Origin of the sequence: Halomonas sp. SSL-5 (genome assembly GCF_030708455.1) — a bacterium.
In the GTDB taxonomy this organism is placed as follows: domain Bacteria; phylum Pseudomonadota; class Gammaproteobacteria; order Pseudomonadales; family Halomonadaceae; genus Halomonas.
The window spans coordinates 176,412-197,651 of record NZ_JAUYWF010000006.1 but is presented as its reverse complement, the minus strand read 5'-3'; the positions used below and the strand labels follow the sequence as shown (position 1 = coordinate 197,651).

Genomic DNA, 21,240 nt, shown 5'->3' with positions numbered 1-21,240 from the left:
CGGCATGACCTGCATCACGCCATCGGCGAATGCCGCCTCGCCATGGCGAGATCAAGACGACGGCGCCTCCTGGTTGCCGAGCGCGGCGAGGATACCGCGCAACACCGCGCGGTCTCGGAAGTAGGCCTTATGGGTGACCCCGGTCAGCCGGTCGACCAGCGGTGCGTCGCGCTCCAGCCGATGGCTGTAGCATGAGGCATCTCCCTCTGCGGCCTCGAACATCGTCGTGCACATCCAGTCCTGCTCCGAGTAGTAGTCATGCCACTCGGCTATCACGGGGGTGCCATAAGCGCGCTCGAGGGTTCGCCGCAACCATCGCGAACGGTACGCGAGGACCCGTGCCGGTGAGCCCAGCGTGATCAACCGCAGCTGTCGCTCTAGCGGGGCGGACATTTCGGCGACCAGATCGGCAGCGATGACGGTGCCGAAGCTGTGGGCGACGATCACCACCCGGTCATAGCCCTGCCCATCGGTGGACTTCAGGATGCGATGGACACGACCGCGAATGACGTCGCGAAGCCCCGTATCCTCGGCAGTGGCCATGTTCGTCAGATAGCGGCGCGTAAAACCGGCGATCGCCACCAGCGCATTGACCGGCATAAAAGCGAGCAGGCCGGCCAGCGCCACCCATATCGCATGACCACCGACCGCCTCGGCGAACGCGCCGGCCTTGGCGCCCAGGACGCCGAGGCTGCCGTCGGCGCCGATCGCGGCCAGCCCGGCGGTCAGGATTCCGACATACCACAGCAGCAACAACAGGGAAGAGAGCACCAGGCTCAAGGTCAGAAACCGCGACTGCCTGAACGCGGGTCGAAGGCTCGGATGAAGCCAGTAGGCCAGCAGCTGGAACCCCTCGAGGATGGCCCGCGCCGGCGTCTGCTGTTCGGGTCGCGCCACCAGATCGCCCCACCACGCCTCGTACACATGCACCGTGGTTCCCTTTTCGCTGCCATCCTCGACCTGCAGGCAGGCCGCCCGCTCATCGGGCACGCCGGCGTCGCCCCATTCAAGAATACTGACCGACTCCTCGGCCGTGACAAGGTTGCGCACGAGGACATCGCGATAATGATCCTGCTGGACCGGGTCGAGCCCGGGAAGGAGTATCAGTGCACACTTCATTGGTTCGCCCCCACCCTGGAGAAGATGCCGCAGGGATTACCCTTCAAGGTAGACCGACACACCCCGCATGGGGGGATGCCACCGAGAGGCTGGAAGCGGATCGGCGGAGACCACAACGAGATCACCCGGGACACACCACCAGAGAGAGCAGCCAGGGCGTGCTGGGCCCGGCATTGGGCACTTCGCGCAGGGGCAGCCCTGACACGGGTGCCAGCTGGCCCCGCAGCCCCTCGACCTCGCCCGCCTCCCCATGCCCCGCATCGTAGATCAGGGTAACGGCCCCCTTGAGCTCACTCTCGGGCAGCTCCTGGTACAGGGCGCCATCCCATACCTTCAGCGCGATGCGCCCGTAGCGCCCCGAGCCATCAAGGGTGCGATGCATGTTCTCCACCAGCGCCTGAGCCTCCAGGCTCGTCCTCGCCGAGCCACAGACGAACAGATCGATGTCGGTCCGGCTGGCATTGGTCGGGGTGGCCGGTGTCAGGCTCACCCTCTCGCCGCTCTGGATAAACGAGGTCACCTGGGGTGGCTCGCGGGGAGCGTCTCCCTCGAAGTACAGCTTCAGGCCCTGGCGAGTATCCTCGTTCGCGATCAACCGGGCATCCACCAGCAGCCTCAACGCCTCCTGGCGCGACTCGGCCGAGGGTGAGCCCAGCGCGCCGATGATCAGTTGGGAATCGAGCCTGGCCCGCTCGAGATAGAGATCGGCCACACCCTTGGCCCCGACCCCGGCGATGGCCAGGAAGCCCGACACCAACGTCACCCACAGCCCCTTCGATGCATCCGCCATTTGGCACCTCCTGGCATCGCCTTCCCGGCACCACTTGGCCTCCGGGCCACCCAGACGCAAGACACGGTACCAAAAGCTTAGGTAAACCCCTCCTGCCGCGCGAGAGATACGAAACAACTGCACCCGGCGACTACAGGGTGGTGATGCTGCCTGGATGACAGGGTGATTAGCCTGCTCAGGTGGCGCCTCCTTCTGAATATTTCTGAGCTGCCTGGGCGGCAGCGAACGCTGCCCTGGAGCGCGCCGAGGGGGCAGAGAATTTCTGAGCTGCCTGGGCGGCAGCGAACCCACAGCTCCGGCGTGGCGTGGATCTCGTCGTTTTCTGAGCTGCCTGGGCGGCAGCGAACGGGCGTTTGTTGCTGCACCTGCTGCGGGTGCTTTTCTGAGCTGCCTGGGCGGCAGCGAACAACCCCCAACCGGAAAAATCGGCCGCGGTTTCTTTCTGAGCTGCCTGGGCGGCAGCGAACGATGCCGAATTGCGCCAGCTTCTCGCTGATCTTTTCTGAGCTGCCTGGGCGGCAGCGAACTTCAGCAGGCGCTTGCCCTGCTCGCTCGAGGTTTTCTGAGCTGCCTGGGCGGCAGCGAACATCAGGGCCGCGGGGAGCGTGGCCCGCCCCATTTTCTGAGCTGCCTGGGCGGCAGCGAACTGGTTGGTCGTCTGGTAGTAATGCTGGCTCATTTTCTGAGCTGCCTGGGCGGCAGCGAACGCTGGACGACGACGCCGAGACGGCCGACAAGTTTTCTGAGCTGCCTGGGCGGCAGCGAACCCCGGCTGCCAGATCACGGGCACCTGGCGATATTTCTGAGCTGCCTGGGCGGCAGCGAACGCAGCCGACCACCGCCGAGAGGCAGAGGACTCTTTCTGAGCTGCCTGGGCGGCAGCGAACGTTGCCGTCGAGCGCCCCGATGCCCACTCGACTTTCTGAGCTGCCTGGGCGGCAGCGAACATAACCATGAACAGGTCAATAGGTTTCCGGGATTTCTGAGCTGCCTGGGCGGCAGCGAACACCATCACCGACGAATTCGCCAGCGGCTCCGCTTTCTGAGCTGCCTGGGCGGCAGCGAACATGCGCGTCCCGAGGTGGCCGCTGCTGTTATTTTTCTGAGCTGCCTGGGCGGCAGCGAACGCTATCAGCAAGGCACAGCAGCAGATTAGCGATTTCTGAGCTGCCTGGGCGGCAGCGAACGCGCTACAGAAAGCCGCCTTCCGTCGCAAATATTTCTGAGCTGCCTGGGCGGCAGCGAACGTTGGCGGTGCGGCTGCTGCCGCCCTTGACCATTTCTGAGCTGCCTGGGCGGCAGCGAACCAGAGTACCACCCGGCATGGCAGCCCATGCCATTTCTGAGCTGCCTGGGCGGCAGCGAACTTCAGCGTGCAGGCCGACGAGACGCGGATCCATTTCTGAGCTGCCTGGGCGGCAGCGAACGCAGTGGCCCGATGGTTCGACACCAACGCTGATTTCTGAGCTGCCTGGGCGGCAGCGAACTTCGTCGGCCAGGCCAACGAGCCGCGTCACCTTTTCTGAGCTGCCTGGGCGGCAGCGAACTTATCATGCGGTTGAGCCTGGCGGTTGCCGGGTTTCTGAGCTGCCTGGGCGGCAGCGAACTTGACGCCCTCCACCATCACGAAGCGCGGCTTTTTCTGAGCTGCCTGGGCGGCAGCGAACACGCAGCTGGTCGTTGACCTGATGGTTCCAGTTTTCTGAGCTGCCTGGGCGGCAGCGAACCAGGAGCAGCAAGCCCGCGCGCTCGCCAAGATTTTCTGAGCTGCCTGGGCGGCAGCGAACTCTCGCCATTGTCATGGGGCTTTTTATCTTCTTTTCTGAGCTGCCTGGGCGGCAGCGAACGTATCCCTCGCCTCTGGCCAGACTCTTCTCCTTTTCTGAGCTGCCTGGGCGGCAGCGAACGGCCGTTTCGCCCTGCCCGCCTTCGTCCTCATTTTCTGAGCTGCCTGGGCGGCAGCGAACTCCTCTCCGTCTCTCCGGTGGTCACGGCGAATTTTCTGAGCTGCCTGGGCGGCAGCGAACATGCTGACACTGACACGCGACGAGCTGCGGGATTTCTGAGCTGCCTGGGCGGCAGCGAACGCGTAGGTCGTCGTCCCCGCTCCACAGCAGGCTTTCTGAGCTGCCTGGGCGGCAGCGAACGTTGGAGACAGGCACGATGGCCCCGGCCTTCATTTCTGAGCTGCCTGGGCGGCAGCGAACGCCGAGGCCTACGCCAAGATGGCCGACGACGTTTTCTGAGCTGCCTGGGCGGCAGCGAACTAGTGCGTGAAGCTGGCCTGCCCGAGACTGGTTTTCTGAGCTGCCTGGGCGGCAGCGAACCAACCGTCACGCCAGGCCCACGCGGGGACCACTTTCTGAGCTGCCTGGGCGGCAGCGAACTTTGACTCCCGTTGGTGGTTTCTTCACCCGTTTTTCTGAGCTGCCTGGGCGGCAGCGAACCGGGGCGGACCAGTCGATCTTCTCCACGCCGATTTCTGAGCTGCCTGGGCGGCAGCGAACCTTGACGAACTCAGGCAGCGCAAGCGCAGCGATTTCTGAGCTGCCTGGGCGGCAGCGAACGCGTACGGGCAGTCGAAGCGCCGTGCCGCGAATTTCTGAGCTGCCTGGGCGGCAGCGAACGCCACGTCCCACACCAGGCGGCCGTCGTCGATTTTCTGAGCTGCCTGGGCGGCAGCGAACGAAGCCGAGCGCGATGCCCTGGCGGCGCATGTTTTCTGAGCTGCCTGGGCGGCAGCGAACGGGCAGCGTGGTGGTGTGGTCGAGTTTGACCTTTTCTGAGCTGCCTGGGCGGCAGCGAACTACAACCACCAGCGCGGGGTGCAGGCCAGCAATTTCTGAGCTGCCTGGGCGGCAGCGAACCTCGGCGAGCTGGCGTTTGTTGTGGCGCATCATTTCTGAGCTGCCTGGGCGGCAGCGAACTCCTGGCCCCGCTGGGCCTGGCCGCCATATACTTTCTGAGCTGCCTGGGCGGCAGCGAACGCCAAGCGCCGCAATGTGGCACTGGTCAGCATTTCTGAGCTGCCTGGGCGGCAGCGAACAGCAACTCTTGGAGGGGTAACGTGCCTTGGCATTTCTGAGCTGCCTGGGCGGCAGCGAACGTGACCGAGACGCCGGCAGTGTAATTCCCCCATTTCTGAGCTGCCTGGGCGGCAGCGAACGCAGGTGGCGCGGTATCCGATGCCGACGTTCTTTTCTGAGCTGCCTGGGCGGCAGCGAACAAGGGTGGCCGGGAGCTGCCCCGCGCTGCCGATTTCTGAGCTGCCTGGGCGGCAGCGAACTGCGCCGCGCCACCGAGGCCACCAAGCCACGCTTTCTGAGCTGCCTGGGCGGCAGCGAACATGTCTGGCTATCAGGATACCGGCCTCATCGTTTTCTGAGCTGCCTGGGCGGCAGCGAACTAGCTCTGCCGTTCGATGGTCTCGACGGTGTTTTTCTGAGCTGCCTGGGCGGCAGCGAACTCTACCTCAAGGCCCATGCCGCCCAGCACGTTTTTCTGAGCTGCCTGGGCGGCAGCGAACCATCTTTTCATCGTGAACCTCCTTTTCCCCGATTTCTGAGCTGCCTGGGCGGCAGCGAACGCGCAGGTCGGGGTCTTGCTTGGCGATGGCCTTTTCTGAGCTGCCTGGGCGGCAGCGAACGTCCATGGTGTAGGGCGACTGCTTGCCTTCCATTTCTGAGCTGCCTGGGCGGCAGCGAACTGCGGGAAGGTGTACGCCTCGACGGCCTTGTATTTCTGAGCTGCCTGGGCGGCAGCGAACTCCTCCACCCAGCGCAGCAGCCCTTCCATGAATTTCTGAGCTGCCTGGGCGGCAGCGAACCGTAGTTCGTCGGCCGCTTCCCGTAGCCCTGCTTTCTGAGCTGCCTGGGCGGCAGCGAACACGCCCGGGTCACCCCGGGCGCACGCGGCTCATTTCTGAGCTGCCTGGGCGGCAGCGAACATCGAGATCACCCGCGAGCAGTCCGGGCAGGTTTTCTGAGCTGCCTGGGCGGCAGCGAACCAGCAGAAGAAGACCATGCAGGCCGCCAACCATTTCTGAGCTGCCTGGGCGGCAGCGAACGGCTGCCAGTGCTCTGGCCGGAGTCAGCAACTTTTCTGAGCTGCCTGGGCGGCAGCGAACCTTCACCAGGGCCGCGCCTCGGGCCGAATCAGTTTCTGAGCTGCCTGGGCGGCAGCGAACAGCCCTTTACGACTATGAGCCTTACATCGTCATTTCTGAGCTGCCTGGGCGGCAGCGAACATCCCCGCGCGCACGCTAATCACCTTCAACCATTTCTGAGCTGCCTGGGCGGCAGCGAACCCATTCCGGCCCCGCGGATCGTCACCTGCTGATTTCTGAGCTGCCTGGGCGGCAGCGAACGGCAGGTTCACGGCGTCCAGGGTCTGGCCGTATTTCTGAGCTGCCTGGGCGGCAGCGAACAGGGCCGGCAGAAAAACGCGCCGCCCGGACCATTTCTGAGCTGCCTGGGCGGCAGCGAACGGCGTGCAACTACTGCCGGCACGAGCTGGGCTTTTCTGAGCTGCCTGGGCGGCAGCGAACACCCAGGTGGTGAACAAGCTGCTCGAGCGACTTTTCTGAGCTGCCTGGGCTGCAGCGAACGTGAGCATACGGGAACTGCTGGTTAGGCCTTTTTTCTGAGCTGCCTGGGCGGCAGCGAACTCGAGGACGCGCGCAACCCGGCGACCCTGGGCTTTCTGAGCTGCCTGGGCGGCAGCGAACGACACCGCCACGATACAGCCTGCCGAGACGCTTTTCTGAGCTGCCTGGGCGGCAGCGAACGTGATCGCCGTTGGCATCAGCGGGCTCGAACTTTTCTGAGCTGCCTGGGCGGCAGCGAACCAGGAGGGCGCCACGCCCTACGCCGTGTGGCATTTCTGAGCTGCCTGGGCGGCAGCGAACGTCGGAGTAGAGCCCGCCTGTCATCGTCTTGATTTCTGAGCTGCCTGGGCGGCAGCGAACACCAGCAGCGAGCTCTCCTCGGCCATGGTCGATTTCTGAGCTGCCTGGGCGGCAGCGAACTCGTTCTCGGGGTCGTACTTCGAGCCGACGATTTTCTGAGCTGCCTGGGCGGCAGCGAACAGCCGATACGCTCACATGTTCGACTCACGGCTTTTCTGAGCTGCCTGGGCGGCAGCGAACAAGCTCGCCGAGCTGATGAGCAAGCAGGACAATTTCTGAGCTGCCTGGGCGGCAGCGAACGTGTGGGCGCGTCGGTTCTCCGATGGCTACGATTTCTGAGCTGCCTGGGCGGCAGCGAACGCCTGGATGCTGCTCCTCAAGCGCTCCCGCATTTTCTGAGCTGCCTGGGCGGCAGCGAACGAGAGCATTTTGCAACTTGGCGATTCCGGCTTTTTCTGAGCTGCCTGGGCGGCAGCGAACGTCGCCGTTCCGGATCTCGCCCCGTTCTTCAATTTCTGAGCTGCCTGGGCGGCAGCGAACGCTGCCGTTCTTGAACCAGCGGAACTCAACCATTTCTGAGCTGCCTGGGCGGCAGCGAACGACCAAGGCGTTGACCTGGCCAAAGACGCGCTTTTCTGAGCTGCCTGGGCGGCAGCGAACCAGCCGAAGTGGCGCTCCTTCTCCTGGCGGGTTTTCTGAGCTGCCTGGGCGGCAGCGAACTCCACCGATGCTGTTTGGGGCGATGTTGACCTTTTCTGAGCTGCCTGGGCGGCAGCGAACGTGTTCTTCCGCACGCCGGGCTCGCCCATCCATTTCTGAGCTGCCTGGGCGGCAGCGAACGCTGACCAGAGTCTCCTCCGCCGGGTAGTCGTTTTCTGAGCTGCCTGGGCGGCAGCGAACGAGCTGCGCAGCCTCAACAGCCCATTTGCCGATTTCTGAGCTGCCTGGGCGGCAGCGAACCGCGACGGCGTGTTGCAGCAGACCCGCAATCATTTCTGAGCTGCCTGGGCGGCAGCGAACGGCAACGTGAGGTTTCAGCGGGAGGCTGTGCTTTTCTGAGCTGCCTGGGCGGCAGCGAACCGTCCTTTCATCAAGCGGCGCGGACATGTAGTTTTCTGAGCTGCCTGGGCGGCAGCGAACTAGAGCGATTCCAAAGTAAGCAATTGATTGTTAAAGAGCAATGGCCTGATAGAGCAGCGCCTCTCTTTTTAGAGAGGCGCTGATAACCATCTGATTTTCATAACTCTTAAGAGAAGCCCTGAAAAAGGGTCAGAACCAGGGCACGGTGGCCTCACCGCTGAGCCCGTACTGATTGAACCGGCCAGCAACGGGCTGTGACTGTGGTGGTCCATGCTCTATGAATAGCGCGAAGCGCTGTCCACTGGAGCGGCTGCTGACCTGTACGAATGGCAAAGCAATCTGTCGTTCGGCAGGCGCCTGCATCAGGCGCTGCGCCTCTTCGATGTCTATGTCATGCCGCTGTGCATAACGCTTCGCCCGGCTGAGGCCTCCTGTATTGAACTGTCGTCGCCGAACAACTCGATGCTGGGACTCAGCAGGTACGCCTTGCATGGCTTGTAGCATTACATGGTCACGCATGCCGGTGAGCCATGAATTCTCCATCAGCTGCTCGAGCCGAGCCCCTCGACCATGCAGCCGCAGCAGGTCGCCCGGTGTACGGGCGCGCACACCAAGCTTGTGATCTGGAAAGCTGACGCCAATATCATCGGCTTCCAAATCAACAAGGGCTCGGTGCAACTTGCTGAAGAGTGCTCCCATCAGCAGCGCAGCCGAAAAGTCAGGATCGGGCCGTAAGTGAATATCGAGATAGTGATCCATGATGGCTTACCCCGCGTCGCCAAACACGCCGCCGCGGATAAGGGTGGCCATGACGAAGTGCTGCTGATCAGTAGAGGGCACCTGATCCTTGAGTAGCCAGTTATCGAGCAGGTTATAGAAATCCATTTTCTGCTTCGGCTGACGATAAGCACTCCCCTGAGTGGTCACTGAGCCATATGGTTCTACCGCGATAGGGCCAAGATCGCTGCCATCTTCCGGGGCCGGATACCAGGTGTCGATCGTACGCAGAGCATTGCCCAGTTTCTGGGAGTGGATAGCGGCACTTTTATCGTCACCAATACTATAGAGTGTCTTGCTCTTGTCTCCCCGGCTACGATCCAGAATCAGCTCCTGAGAAGGGAAAACTTCCTGCCCTGCACCTACCCTGGCAAAGGCCACCACATCCAATAGCAGATAACGATCACCGAACAGCGCCTCGTTGATGAGTACACCTAGCTCACGAGTGCCTGCACTGCCCTCAAAATCGCGTAGCGAATGTTCGAGCGCGTTGAAGGTCCACTGCTTCTCAGCTTTCCCATCCTTCATCTGGCTGACGATGACTTCGACCTCTTCGGCACCGATACGATTGCGCCACAGGAAACGGCCATTGGCGAGATTACAGGCATAACGGTGAGCGAGCTCGCCAAAGCCGTGTTCGTTTACATAGCCCGTTACCGTCTGCGCTAGTTTCTTCTGGTATTCAGCGTTATTGCAGGCAGAAGGCGTACCCGCCCCGGCTAGAACACGCAGCGTAAAGTGCACGGCCAAGGTGTCAACGTCATGCGGTAACGTAGCAACATCAACCGTCTGCAAGTTGGGATTCTCAATAGCGGCATCCAGCTTGGCGGGATCCTGGTCCTTGACCTTCAGCCGGTTGGAAATGGTACCGCGAACTGATTTTTCGCGGATAGGAATGCCACTCCACGTCATATGTTGAGAGCGGTCACTCCAGTCTCCGGCACTGAACAGTGCATCCGACGGATCAAGCTTGCGTTCGAAAGCAAGGACGGATGCGGTTTTGAGGGCGTCATCTTTCTTGGCCATGAGAGTCTTCCTGCGTCAGTCGTTTATCAAGGTGTCAGTGTAGGCATTACTCAAGCGATAGGTACCACGTTCGAGGTCGTTCTCCACGAACCACAGCAAGGCTTCGGGATCCCTGATTCGGTGCGGGCTTACCCATTCGCCGATCGAGTAGAGGCTTTCGACGAACTGGAACGGCACCTCAGGATCTCGGGCATTAGCCACTGCGCCCGGACCGAATAGTTCGGAAATGGCGCCATAGCCCACTGGGATCGGCACTAACCAGCCAGGATAGGGGCGGCGAACATCCCAACTGACCTGCTGCTTGCCGTTATCGTCTTCCCCCCTGGTGATCCGGCACTCGTGGTTGAGCCGTGACAGGTCGAGCCAGGCGTCCAGCGGTGTAGCACCGTCGTCGTTCGCTTTCAGTGTGGCGGTATGCTCCGTGAGCCGATCATCCCTAAGTACCAGCGCAAATCCCGGCAACAGCTTGCGCTTGAGCCGGCGCCATTGCTGCGCTCCTTTTTCCTCATCGGCATCGAAGCTGATCAGTTCCGGCCGGTAGTGTCGTTCACCGGGGCGAGGCGGCATCACACTGCCACCTGAAATACGCATGCCCTGCACTTGCTGGTAAAGCTGTTGGGCAATGACTTGGCGGTGCTCTGCGCTTTTCAGATCGTCGCTACCATCTGCCTCAACGCCGATCAACAATGAGATTTCCAGATGTGTCCGGCCCTCCTCGACAATGGCCGCAGTGCTGCCCGTCTTGTCTACAGGGTTACGGGTGAGGTGAAAAACACGGGTGAAGCCACCCGAGGTAACTTGAGGGTCGAGGCGATGACACACCACCCCGATCTCGTTGAAGACCAGCTTGATATCATCCGGTAGATTGCGCTCCAGCGCCTGCATCAGCCCCATGAAGGCGCTCATGGCAGGAAAGCCCCAGGTCATTGGGCTGGAAATGGCATTGGCGTTCTGGATCCGCAGCCGGGGAAGCAGCAGAAGATGCTGGATCATGCTGCGTCTCCTTGATCATCGTCTTCATCACGTAATGCTTCTTGCAGATCATCGAGCTGTTGGCGAAACTCTTTCACGATGCCCTCAAACTGACGCTTCCAATGATGATGTTCCGCATCGCCGAGGCTGAGAGGACTTTTGTCGCTCAGTTCACGGTTAAGCCAGCTAGCCGCACGAGAGCTGATGGCTTCATGCCAGTTTGACTTCCAGCGCGCCTCGGCAAACTCGCTATCCTCATCGGCTCGCCCTGGATCCAGCCAATACTGCTCTTCGAGGGCCAGCTGACACTTCTCATCCTCCGTCCAGCCTGGCGCCAAGGAGTGGATATCAAATGTGAACAGCATCAGCTCGTCGACCAGCATGGAGGTGAGGTCATCACGCAGGTCACGGGTGTGCATGTTCTTGGCAGGATCCGTTTCCAGAAAGCGCTTGAGATCATCCACGATGCGCCAGACGTTCGGGCGCCTTTTGAATGCTCGAAAGGGGTCGCGCATCGGTGCGTACACCTCGCGCGAATCCCAGTTTGGCGGTAACGATGCCAGAAGATAATTCTGGCCGCCTCGTTCACTATTGAGCTGTGAGATATTCTGCGGTTTGGTGCCGCCGAGTTTCTGGACGGCTAGATTAGGATAGCTGGTATAACCACCTTCAAATGGTGCCTTGTCCTTCAACGCCTTACGCGCCGCCTTGTTGTGATCGCCAAAAAACCAGGTATTGGGACTGACCTGCGCATAGAAGCGGTGAGTAAGCGCAGTGGCATAGAGCGGTGCCAGCAGGTGGTAGGCAGTGTCGTCGGTTGGATCATCGCCTACCAGCCAGTAAAGCTGTTTGCCCATCACATGGGAGCTGGGCGCCCCTTTGGGCTCGGTGATGCTTGCGAAGGCGCGTACCCAGCTTTCGGCTTCGTCGCGATCCTGGCTCAAGGCATCGATCAGTACTTGGTCGAAATCGAGCGCCCGCTCTAGCAGCGTGCGCCCTTGCCACTCCAGTTTCAGGAACTTGTAGACATCAAGCGCAGCTGCGTTGCCGACGACGTCGCCCTTAAAATCGGCAGGCAGGCAGTGGCTGCCTACCTGGCCGCTCTGATTCAGCTGGCCGGGCTCAACGTAGAGATTCGTGCCCTTGGCATCCGGGTGAATCGCCTTCAGGGAGTGCGTGACCACCTGAAGCTGGCTGACACGACGGGCCGCATCGGCCAGCCAGGCTTGTGGCTCGAACTGCTGTTGAAGCTCAAGGTACCTGGGATCATCCGTTGGGAGTTTTTCCGTCTTGGTCGCGAAGCGGTCATGGATAAACCATTCGACCAGATCGCGCATAGACGCATGGTGTTGGGGCTCTGACATAGGTTCCCTGCCTTAGCTTGGGTGGTAATCCCAAGGCATGTCATAATGTGCCCCAAGCGCGGTAACGCTTGGGGCGTGGTTGGGCCAAGATACTCGTCTCTTCTAACGGGACGATAGCCAATCATCCACACACCTCCTTACTCTTCCCAAAGTAGGTTAGACGTTATCGATGCTTTGCTCGCCCATTGAGCAGCCCCTCAATGGCGAGCACCCACTCAGCACTGCCGAGCTCACCAACAGGCTACACCCGGCCAGGCCTCAGATCAAACCTAGCAACCAGCATCCAATACCAGCTTCCTTAATAGTAAACTTAAAACAACCAACCCAAGCGAAGTGATAGACTCACCAACGCAGCCGAGCAGGCCGCTTAGAAATAGCACCCAGCATCCTTCACTGCCGCACAGGCAGCCTCATCCGGCCCGGCCAAGGCCGGCTGCCTACTTTCTCCTCACGAATCCCAACGCTGGATGAAAGTGCCACCCCTGCGGGGCGTAGTTCGTTTTCAGGCGGATGCGGCCGAAGCGCCTGGCACAGCGCTCTAGCTCCATGTCCATGGCCTCGGCTTGATCCGCCAGCGCGGCCATGTAGTCGGGCTCGTTCCAGGGTGCGATGCGAGGCTGGCGGAAAACGTCCTCCGGTATCCGGTCCAGCTCGGTCTCCACGGGTGTCAGCCTCTCCTCTCTGCCCTCCTGCTCCACCCGCCAGAAGCCGTAGTCTTCCCCTGTTTCATCCGGGAGCAGCACGAATTCGCACTCCGGTTCGTTGTCTTCCCGAAAGGGGTGGTGCTGTATCGGTAGCGCCCCGAGGGTCATCGACGCAGGGCGATAGAAGAGATAGGCGCCGAGATGAATCTGCGCCGGCTCACCGCGACGCCTGCGTCGTTGGCGACCAGGAGCTGCATGGGCCCCCTCGATCATGAGTGCGGCAAGTCGCGCATGCTCGAGATCAACCAACTTGTGCGCCGGCTCTAGCACCTCCACAGGCAACAAACGTGGGCGCGAGTCGATATGCTCAATCTCGGCCTCTCTCAGAAGCTCCGCCAGTTGATGCGACTTCAGCGGCCAGTCCCGCTCGGTCTCGAAACCTGGCCGGCTGAAGGCCGGCGCGACCCGTTTCAGGTGCCGAACGTTGGTTCCAAGCAGTGCAATGTTGGGGGCACGAACAGGGGCAAGGCGGTGGCGGCGTACGCGACCGGCCAGCTGAATGATCGAACGCATCGATGAAGGCTCGACCACGGCCCAGTCGTAATCATGGTCCCGGCCAACCTCAGTGACCGGCGACCCAAGCACGATAAAGAGGTGATCCTGAGCGGAGCCGTCATCGAGCCGAGCTCGAACGTCGGCGAGATCGAAGACGGCATCCTCGCTGCGTCGATCAAGCGCCCGGTCCAGGCGTGCTTCCAGGCGTGAGCGCAGCAGCAGCGGGAACTGGGAATGGTAGACGCAAAGGTGGATTTGCCACCCTTCCGGAATTTCCGACTGGTAGAGCGCCTGGGCAACGGCAGCGAGCGGCTCGATGTTGGCCATGCGCACCAGACCGAAGCTGGCCCGCTTGTCACTATGGGGGTCGACAGAGTGGTGGTGCTCGTGCAGGGAGCAGGCATGAGTGAGCATCGTCTGCGCGACCGCTTGATGTACGGCGTCCGGATGGGCGCTGGGAGCAGACAACGGCACGAGATAGCCACGACGGGCCGGCGTCTGCTCCCCTAGCCGCACGGCACGCTGCTGAGCAAACTGCTTATGGGCGGCAGCAAACTGCTCACCCTCAGCGCATTGCTGCTGGGCGCAACCAAACTCGTCGAACCAGGCACAATAAGGGCTCACCGGAGTGCCTGGAATGCCACGATGCCGCTGGTACTCTGTCCGGCCGGCACAATAGGCCTCGAACAGCCCACGCACCATGGCAGGCGGCAACGTGGCCGAGGAGAGCAGTACCCGCGACCCCAGCAGTCCTGCCCAGTACACCAAGCGCGTCAGGCCGGGTAGATCACTGATATCGAAGTCATCCGGCTCATCAAGCACGAGATCACTGCTCATTAGCCGCAGCATTGGGGCAATCTGGTGACCGCCGCGAAGACTTTCAGTGGCCGGTATCAGGTGATCGATGGTACACACCAGCACCGGCGCGCCGATAAGCGCTCGGGCATGGGGGTCTTTCGCGGCTCGCGACAGCAGAGGGTGTTCATCGATTTGCCCTTCGAAATGGACATGGCTCTGCTCATCCAACAGTGCGACGCGGGACTCTGAGCCCCCATTCTCCTGCTGCTGGTGTTCGAAGAGAGCACGACTGGCGCTACCACCGACGCGAATAGCCAAATCGTCGCTGCCCAGTCCAAGCAACTCACGATAGACCTGCCCGGTTTGCAGCGTGAGCGTTCTCAGGCCGAGGGCTATCGAGAAGCGGGCCCCTTTCTCAGGATCGCTCAGGGCGTACATGATGCGGCCATTGGCGATGGTCTTGCCGCAGCCGGTCGATGCCATATTGATACCGAAGAAGCCCTGTTCGCAGGCCTTGTCGCGCAGACCTGCCGCCAGATCGAATGCTTTGTCCTGCCAGCGAAAGCGAGGGTCGCGGCTGCGCTGGCGAAAGCCCTTGTGCCGCGCGATACGCGGCAGGGCGATGGACATATCCGGGAAGCGATGAACGATTTCACCCGCCGCCCGAGTTACGCCCAGCAGGTGTTCTTCCAGGGGCTGGCATAGCTGACGCTTGCCATTCAGCACGGTGGTATTGGCGTAGAGCGCGGTCGACCAGCTCCCGGAGAGCCGCCCTGTGCCGGTCAGGCTCGAATAGTGGTGATCCGCCAGCATCAATGCCAAACGTGCCAGATGCATGACGTAGGGAGATTCCAGCGGCGGCGTCGATACCCTGATGTCTTTTAGCTGCCGCGCCAGCCGCCGACTACGCTGCCGCCATGCATCAGTCCTAACAGTCAGGCCATGGGGGAATTCCCAGTACGGCTCGACGTCTTGTGTCTCGGCCAATTCGACGCATTCGTTCCAGGCCGCCGTGATAGCCTCGGGGAGCGCCGGCAGGTTAGCGGCGTTCATGCTGGCGCGAGCCCCGACCCACTTTTGTCGACCGTTGTCATCGTAAGCCGGCAACGCCGGCAGACGGTGATGGCTCAGTACCAGCCAGCCAATCGCCGCCGCAAGCGGCGGCAGTTGGATAAAAGGTGTTTTCTCCCCGTCAGCGACGTCGGCTACTCCATCGCTCTTGAGATAGCCCAGCCAGCGCGCGTCGTCGTCCGGTGTGGGCTTTGCAAGCCGAGCAAGCCAGGTCTCATCGTCGTCATCGCCCACGAAGGCTTCCAGCAAACGCAGCGACACCCATTCATGGCGGTACCGGTTGCGCCCCTCAAGACGCCCGTGAAGGCGATCCTGGAATGCGCGACTGGACTTGCCGAGGTCGTGGAACAAGGCCGCCATCGATGCCAGAAGATGAATCAGGCGCCCGCTGTGCCAGTCATTTTCATCGGCACGTCGCAGGATATTCCGCGATGTGGTGTTGGTGGGCGCCGCCCCTTCCGGATTGAAGCGGCTAGCATCGCCAACGATCCACATCAGCTCGCTGTGATCTCTTCCGCGAATCCAGTGGCAGGCCACGGCCGTGTTCTTGCGCGCCGTCTTGCGCAGCAGCTTTCTCAACGTATCGAGCCCCGCCTGGGTGATAGGCGTCTGCCAGGTGCGTTCGCCGCGGCGCTCGGCAAACTGGTCAAGAATCCGCCGACTTTCCTTGAGGGCATTCTTGTTGCACTGGGAGACGATCAGCACGTTCATGGCGCGTCACTTCCCAGATCGGTGGCGATCTCTTTCAGGGTATCGATCATGAAGTCGAGCGCTTCGGTGCGAGTCAGCTGTTCGATGCAGGACTGGCGAAACGCCTGCTCTTCGTCGCCACGCATGGCCGAGAGAAACGCCTGTGGCAGAATCACCGCATCCTTGACCAGATCAGCTACGTCGAAGACCAGTCCGCCGCGACGGGTCTTGCCATGAAGCACGGCCAAACCATGCGGAATGCCCAACACCCAGGTCGCCGTAGCACCCAGGCCGTAGGCCAGGTAGTTGCCGTGATCAAGAAAGCGGTTGGCGGGATCGGTGCCAGTGGCGCGCTTGCCGCGGGTAAAGTCACCATAGCCGACAGCCTGAGCCGCCAGCTTGAACAACGTCTTGGTCAGCCGCGCTTCCAGCGTCAAGAGATCCACGGTACTGGGCGCCTGGACGATGGCCTGGTCGTGCTGTTCCAGCACGGCGGTTAAATGATCCGGTGAGATCACAAAACCAGCATCCTGCAGCGGTCTGCTATCGAGCCACTGGCGCTTGATGCGCGTCAGCCGCGCCTGCTGAAAACGCCTTGCGGCTTCCAGACGCCGGTCGTCATCGAACCAGAAGCGTACCCAGTGCTGAAGATACTCGGTCGGGCGATACTCACTCTGGGGAGTCAGCCAGGCGACTTCAACGTCGACTTCGTTGGCGGCGAACAGCGGCGTACCGCCGCCGCCGCAGAAACCGACCAGCACCCCAGCCTTGGCCAACTCACGCATCGCCGCCTGTGTAATAGAAGTGCCAGTACCCAGCAGCAGCGAGGTAGTGTTGGCAATAGGGATGTTCCAGTAGCGTGACTGGCGCCCCTCGTCGGTGACGTACTCGACGCGCCCGCCGTTGACGAGCACCCGACAGTGCTGAAGGTAGTAAAGGTTGGCGCGCTTGGAGTGCAGAATCGTCTTGAGGTCAGACGGAGAGAGATCGTCCATGACAGCCCCTGTAACCAAGTTGGCGATTACAGCTAAGCACCCTTAACCTTACTTTGCCACCCACTGGCCATCCGACCAGCGTACTCTTCAACCCGGTTCTGACATCCGTCATGCTGAGTCTCCACCACGGAAGGAAGGAAGCCTCCATGTCAGCGACCACCGCACTCCCCTGGGACACCCTGGCCCGCTATCGGCTGATCGAAATTCTGGCGCTGTGGGAGGGTCGTGTGGTGGCCGCGCAGATCGGTGAGGCCTTCGACATCGGGCGCCAGCAGGCGCAGAAGGTACTGCGTCGCTATCGGGAACTGGTCCCCGGTAACCTGGCCTATGACGAGTCGCGTAAGGGCTTCCTGCCGACCACACGGTTCGCACCGTCCTTCACCCAAGGTCGGGTCGAGGAGTACCTGCATCTACTGGGCGTCCACCGGCAGCTGGCATCGCCGTTCACAGGACTAGGACTCGGCGCGGCGAACACGGAGGCACTGCCGCTGCCGAGCCGCATGGTGTCGCCGCAGGTGGTGCGGGAAGTGGTCAAGGCCGCCCGCGGTGCCCAGCGCCTGGAGGTCACCTACGCCTCCTTCACCAGCCCCACCGGTGAGGACCGGATCATCGTGCCGCATACGCTGGTGTTTGCGGCGGGGCGTTGGCATGTGCGGGCCTTCTGCGAGAAGCATCGCGACTATCGGGATTTCGTGCTGAGCCGCTTCCGCGGTGTGCCCGAGGCGTGTGGCGAGATGCTCGGCGAGCACGGGATCGCCGAGGACTCGGCCTGGCATACCCGGGTAGACGTGTGCCTGATACCCGACAGGCGGCTACCGCCCCAGGAACGAGAGCTGATCGCGGCGGACTACGCCATGCAAGACGGTGAGCTCGCCCTGTCGTGCCGAGGGCCGCTGGTGCTCTACGCGCTGCGCGAGCTGGGCATCAACCCTCACCACGTCGAGACCGAGCCGCGGGCCCAGCAGGTGGAGATCGCCAACCGCCAGGCACTCGCCGAGTGGATCCACTGGGATTAATGGCGCGGGCGCCGTTCGCGGGGTTGGGCGTTGATCATCCAGGACGCGCAAGCGATGACTGTGCGTCTCTGAATGAAAACTTCAGCCCCAAGGGGGCATTGAGCGAACTGGTAGCTGCTCGGCGAGCCGCCGGGGAGCCCTGAGCGGGAGGCCTGTGGCCCCCTTTCGCCCGGCAGAGCCGGCCTCCCACAGGGTGGCGCATCATGTAGCGGTACAAAATTGGCCCTCTCACCCCGTCGGTGCCGCCTTGGCCTCGGCGTCCAGCCGCTGGGCGGTGCGGTCGACCAGGCGCAGCCAGACGAGCAGCACCGCGCCCAGGGCGACGAAGCCACCGGCCAGCCACAGGCCGGTGTCGTAGTGGCCGCTGGCCTCGGCGAGCATGCCGGTAAGCGCCGGGGCGATGATCTGGGCGGCGCCGTAGGCCAGCGTCATGCGGCCCATCATGCGCGCCGGGCTCTGCGGGTAGAGCCGGCCGGCCATGGTCAGTACCAGGCTGACGCAGCCCAGGAAGGTGCCGCCGTAGAGCACCGCGCTGATCAGCACGCCGGCCAGGCTATCGGTCAACGCCGGCAACACGATCCCCACCACCTGCAGCGCCATGGCACTGATCAACGCTCCCAGGTAGCCGAAGCGGCGGGCGATGAGGTCCCACAGCATCACCGCCGGCGCGGCGGCCAGCCCCACCAGGGCGAAGGTCCAGTTGCCGGCCCCCGCCAGCAGCGGCTCGCGCTCGACGATGGCGACGATGAAGGTGGCGCTGATCACGTAGCCGTAGCCGGCACAGAAGTAGGCGGCCAGCATCAGTCGCATGAAAGTGCGGCTGGGCGGCTGGGCCTGGCGTTGCCCGCCGCCGGCACCCACGACCGGCTTGGCGGGGCGCGGCAGCCAGGCCCAGGCGGGAATCAACAGCGCCACGGCCAGGGCGGTGAAGCCCCACCACTGGGCCTGCCAGTCGAAGGCGAGCCGTAGCATCAGCTCCACCGCCAGGGCGGCCAGCAGCATGCCCAGGCCCACCCCGGCGAAGTGGATGCCGAGTTCGCCGCGCTGCCGGTGGCTGATCAGCCAGTGCAGGATCAGCCCGGAGGCGAGCAGCATGGCGCCGCTGCTGGAGAACCCCGCCACGAAGCGCATGACCGCCCACAGCCAGAAGCTGTCGACCAGCGCCATGCCGGCGGTGGAGGCGAGCGCCAGCACCAGGGTGATCCGGTAGAGGGTGTCCTTGAGCCGGATGCTGCTGATGGAGGCGGCGATCAGCGCGCCGAGCATGTAGCCGGCATAGTTGAGGGCGGCCAGCCAGCCGCCATCGGCGTCGCCCAGCCAGGTCTGCTGCTGCATCACCGGCAGCAGCGGGGTGTAGGCAAAACGTGCCACGCCGATGCACAGCAGCTGGCTGAACAGCCCGGCCAGCAGCACGCGGTAGCGCGGGGAGAGGGGAAAGGGCTTGGCCATGCCTGGCGCTCCGAGATCCTTGAAAGGGCGGCGCCGAGGCGCCTGTCACGGGCTACCCTACCGCATGCTCGGGCAGTAGATCGCGACGTTCGACCAAATGGGCAGGCGGGCCTGGCCTGAAAGCCGGCCTCACGCAAAAGGGGCCCGCCCCCACCGTAGCGGGGAGCGGACCCAATAAACAGATCTGCTGCTGAAGGACGCGCGACCGTCCTTAGAACTTGATGCGCATGCCGGCCAGGTAGCCTACGTCGGCATTTTCCTCGTCGGTATCGGCGATCTCGGCAAACACGGTGACGTTCTTGTGGGCCGGGAAGGCGTAGGTGACGTTGGCGTACCACTCGGTCACATCGTCGTCGCCGACCAGGTCGTCGTAGCTGGTCTCGGTCATGCCGATGGCGATATCGGTGGTCTCGGCGGCGGCGAACACGGCGGCCAGGTTGTACTGCTCGGCATTGCTCAGACGGTTATTATCTGAATCAACATAATAGTTATCGAGATCTGAATCAGACTCGCTGTAGTCGGCGGCCAGGGTGAGGATGCCGAAGCCATAGGCGGCGCTGACGCCCCAGGTATCAATGGTTTCATCATTTTCTTTCCACTCCTGGTAGGCCGCGGCCAGCTCCAGGCCACCGAATTCGGTGGAGGCGAACAGGTCGAAGGCCTCGCCATTCTCGCTGTCGTTGCCCTCGGACTCCAGCTCGTAGGAGGCCGCCAGGTAGACGTTGCCGAGCTCGGAGTCGATGCGAATCACATCGTCGCCATCGGTGGACACGGCGTCGAAGCGGTCCTCTTTGGAGTGGAGCTCGATGGCCTCCTCGATGCCAAACTCGTCGCCGGCGAAGTTCTGCTTGCCGACGGAGATGGAGGTGCCGCCGAAGGCCATGCCCAGATAGGCCTCCTCAAGGTCGCCGCTGTCGGCATCATCTTCATCGTTTGCCGCGTCCTTGAAGCCGAAGTCGACGCGGCCGAAGGCGGTCATGTCATCGTTGAGCTGGTAGCTGACGTAGTTCTTCAGCTCCAGGTCGTCGAACTCGATATCCGGATCCTTGTCGTCGCCGGACTTCTGGCGCAGCTGCACCTGGAAGTCACCATTGAGTTTGTACTCGAAGCCGCCTTCTTGATAGATGGTGGCAGCGTGGGCAGAGCCGGAGGCAACGGCCACGGCGGCGGCGAGGAGAAGCTTTTTCATGGTCTAGTTCCCTTTTCGAATGGAGTCTAAGGCTCACTGGCTCTCATGGAGCCAGCGCTTGAAGTCGTTTCTTGTTGTTGAGCTGGCTTGCTGGTACCAGAACTTGAGCATCTTCCCGACCATCTGCTGGTCGGACATGCCGCTGTCATTCACGCCTTCGGCCGCGCCGAAGGGCATTGCTTCCGGGGCGGTGGCGGCCGCCACGGGGGAATCGAAGGCGAAACTTTCTTCGCCCAGGATCGCCATGGCAGCGGGAGAGGCGGATTGATTGAAGCGCCTTAACTCGGCTTCATAGTCCCTGCCGAACTGCAGCCCCTGCTTCGCCAGCACTGCAGACTCATAGGGAACCGGCTCGCCTTTGGCATCCACCAGGTGCCACTGGCCGCCCTCGTCGAAGGTGCGCATCTCATGGCGACTGCCAATCTCCGGGGCCATCAGGCGCAGGCGCGAATCCTGGGCCTCGAACAGCACGACCTGGGCCGAGCTGGTATCAAGAATCGACTCATTCCCGGTGTCCCTGATTTGCGCGGCATAGGTAACGAGCAGCTGGTTTCTTCCATCATCCAGCTGGATGTCTCCCGAGATCGACGGGTGACTTTCGCTATCCACTTCCTGGCCATTGATGGCCAGGACCTCCACCCCATCACCTGGAACAACCAGGACATCCGCCACGCAAAAAGACGATGACATCGCCACCAAAAAACCCAGGAAAACGGGGGTAAACTTCATCAGTAACACTCATCATGAATAGTCGGCATGGCGGCACATTAGTGGCTCATTGCTACAGATAGATGACCAA

At 62.3% G+C, this 21,240-nt stretch carries 12 protein-coding genes and 1 CRISPR repeat array; of the genes, 1 reads left to right on the top strand and 11 read right to left on the bottom strand.

Going from position 1 to position 21,240, the window contains the following annotated elements; translation table 11 throughout:
• Positions 1 to 51: 51 nt before the first annotated feature.
• From RAN53_RS09005 to cas1f, 8 genes are all read right to left on the bottom strand, one after another.
• Complete coding sequence (locus RAN53_RS09005) at positions 52 to 1,119, bottom strand: hypothetical protein (RefSeq protein ID WP_305796481.1); 1,068 nt, start codon at positions 1,117 to 1,119, stop codon at positions 52 to 54.
• Positions 1,120 to 1,240: 121 nt separating this feature from the next.
• Entirely contained in the window at positions 1,241 to 1,909 is a 669-nt protein-coding gene (locus RAN53_RS09000; protein WP_305796480.1) for a hypothetical protein, read from the bottom strand.
• Positions 1,910 to 2,108: 199 nt separating this feature from the next.
• Positions 2,109 to 7,955: a CRISPR direct-repeat array (repeat unit 28 nt; unit sequence TTTCTGAGCTGCCTGGGCGGCAGCGAAC).
• Between the two features lie 129 nt (positions 7,956 to 8,084).
• Positions 8,085 to 8,654: a type I-F CRISPR-associated endoribonuclease Cas6/Csy4 gene (cas6f, locus tag RAN53_RS08995; protein WP_305796479.1), complete on the bottom strand. Its 570-nt coding sequence runs from the start codon at positions 8,652 to 8,654 to the stop codon at positions 8,085 to 8,087.
• A gap of 6 nt (positions 8,655 to 8,660) precedes the next feature.
• Positions 8,661 to 9,698 carry a type I-F CRISPR-associated protein Csy3 gene (csy3, locus tag RAN53_RS08990; protein WP_305796478.1) on the bottom strand — a complete coding sequence of 346 codons (1,038 nt, stop codon included), beginning with the start codon at positions 9,696 to 9,698 and terminating at the stop codon, positions 8,661 to 8,663.
• A gap of 15 nt (positions 9,699 to 9,713) precedes the next feature.
• The gene (gene csy2 / locus RAN53_RS08985; protein WP_305796477.1) at positions 9,714 to 10,691 is read right to left on the bottom strand and encodes a type I-F CRISPR-associated protein Csy2; all 978 of its coding nucleotides are present in this window, start codon (positions 10,689 to 10,691) and stop codon (positions 9,714 to 9,716) included.
• On the bottom strand, positions 10,688 to 12,007 hold the full coding sequence (gene csy1 / locus RAN53_RS08980) for a type I-F CRISPR-associated protein Csy1 (protein ID WP_305796476.1): 1,320 nt from the start codon (positions 12,005 to 12,007) through the stop codon (positions 10,688 to 10,690). Before csy1 ends, csy2 begins: the two co-directional genes overlap by 4 nt.
• A 464-nt stretch (positions 12,008 to 12,471) precedes the next feature.
• Positions 12,472 to 15,813 (bottom strand): type I-F CRISPR-associated helicase Cas3f, encoded by a 3,342-nt coding sequence (gene cas3f, locus RAN53_RS08975; RefSeq protein ID WP_305796475.1) that lies wholly within the window; start codon positions 15,811 to 15,813, stop codon positions 12,472 to 12,474.
• Positions 15,810 to 16,787, bottom strand: a complete 978-nt coding sequence (cas1f, locus tag RAN53_RS08970; RefSeq protein ID WP_305796474.1) for a type I-F CRISPR-associated endonuclease Cas1f — start codon at positions 16,785 to 16,787, stop codon at positions 15,810 to 15,812. The genes cas3f and cas1f overlap by 4 nt, the downstream gene beginning before the upstream one ends.
• A 146-nt stretch (positions 16,788 to 16,933) precedes the next feature.
• Here cas1f and RAN53_RS08965 point away from each other — a divergent pair, with 146 nt between their 5' ends.
• Positions 16,934 to 17,803, top strand: a complete 870-nt coding sequence (locus tag RAN53_RS08965) for a WYL domain-containing protein (RefSeq protein WP_305796473.1) — start codon at positions 16,934 to 16,936, stop codon at positions 17,801 to 17,803.
• A 228-nt stretch (positions 17,804 to 18,031) separates the two neighbouring features.
• Here the strand turns inward: RAN53_RS08965 and RAN53_RS08960 are convergent, their stop codons facing one another.
• The 3 genes from RAN53_RS08960 to RAN53_RS08950 all read right to left on the bottom strand — a co-directional run bounded on the left by RAN53_RS08960 (position 18,032) and on the right by RAN53_RS08950 (position 21,170).
• Positions 18,032 to 19,252 carry a YbfB/YjiJ family MFS transporter gene (locus tag RAN53_RS08960; protein WP_305796472.1) on the bottom strand — a complete coding sequence of 407 codons (1,221 nt, stop codon included), beginning with the start codon at positions 19,250 to 19,252 and terminating at the stop codon, positions 18,032 to 18,034.
• A 211-nt stretch (positions 19,253 to 19,463) separates the two neighbouring features.
• On the bottom strand, positions 19,464 to 20,441 hold the full coding sequence (locus RAN53_RS08955; RefSeq protein ID WP_305796471.1) for a porin: 978 nt from the start codon (positions 20,439 to 20,441) through the stop codon (positions 19,464 to 19,466).
• Between the two features lie 33 nt (positions 20,442 to 20,474).
• On the bottom strand, positions 20,475 to 21,170 hold the full coding sequence (locus RAN53_RS08950; protein WP_305796470.1) for a DUF2057 domain-containing protein: 696 nt from the start codon (positions 21,168 to 21,170) through the stop codon (positions 20,475 to 20,477).
• Between the last annotated feature and the right edge of the window lie 70 nt (positions 21,171 to 21,240).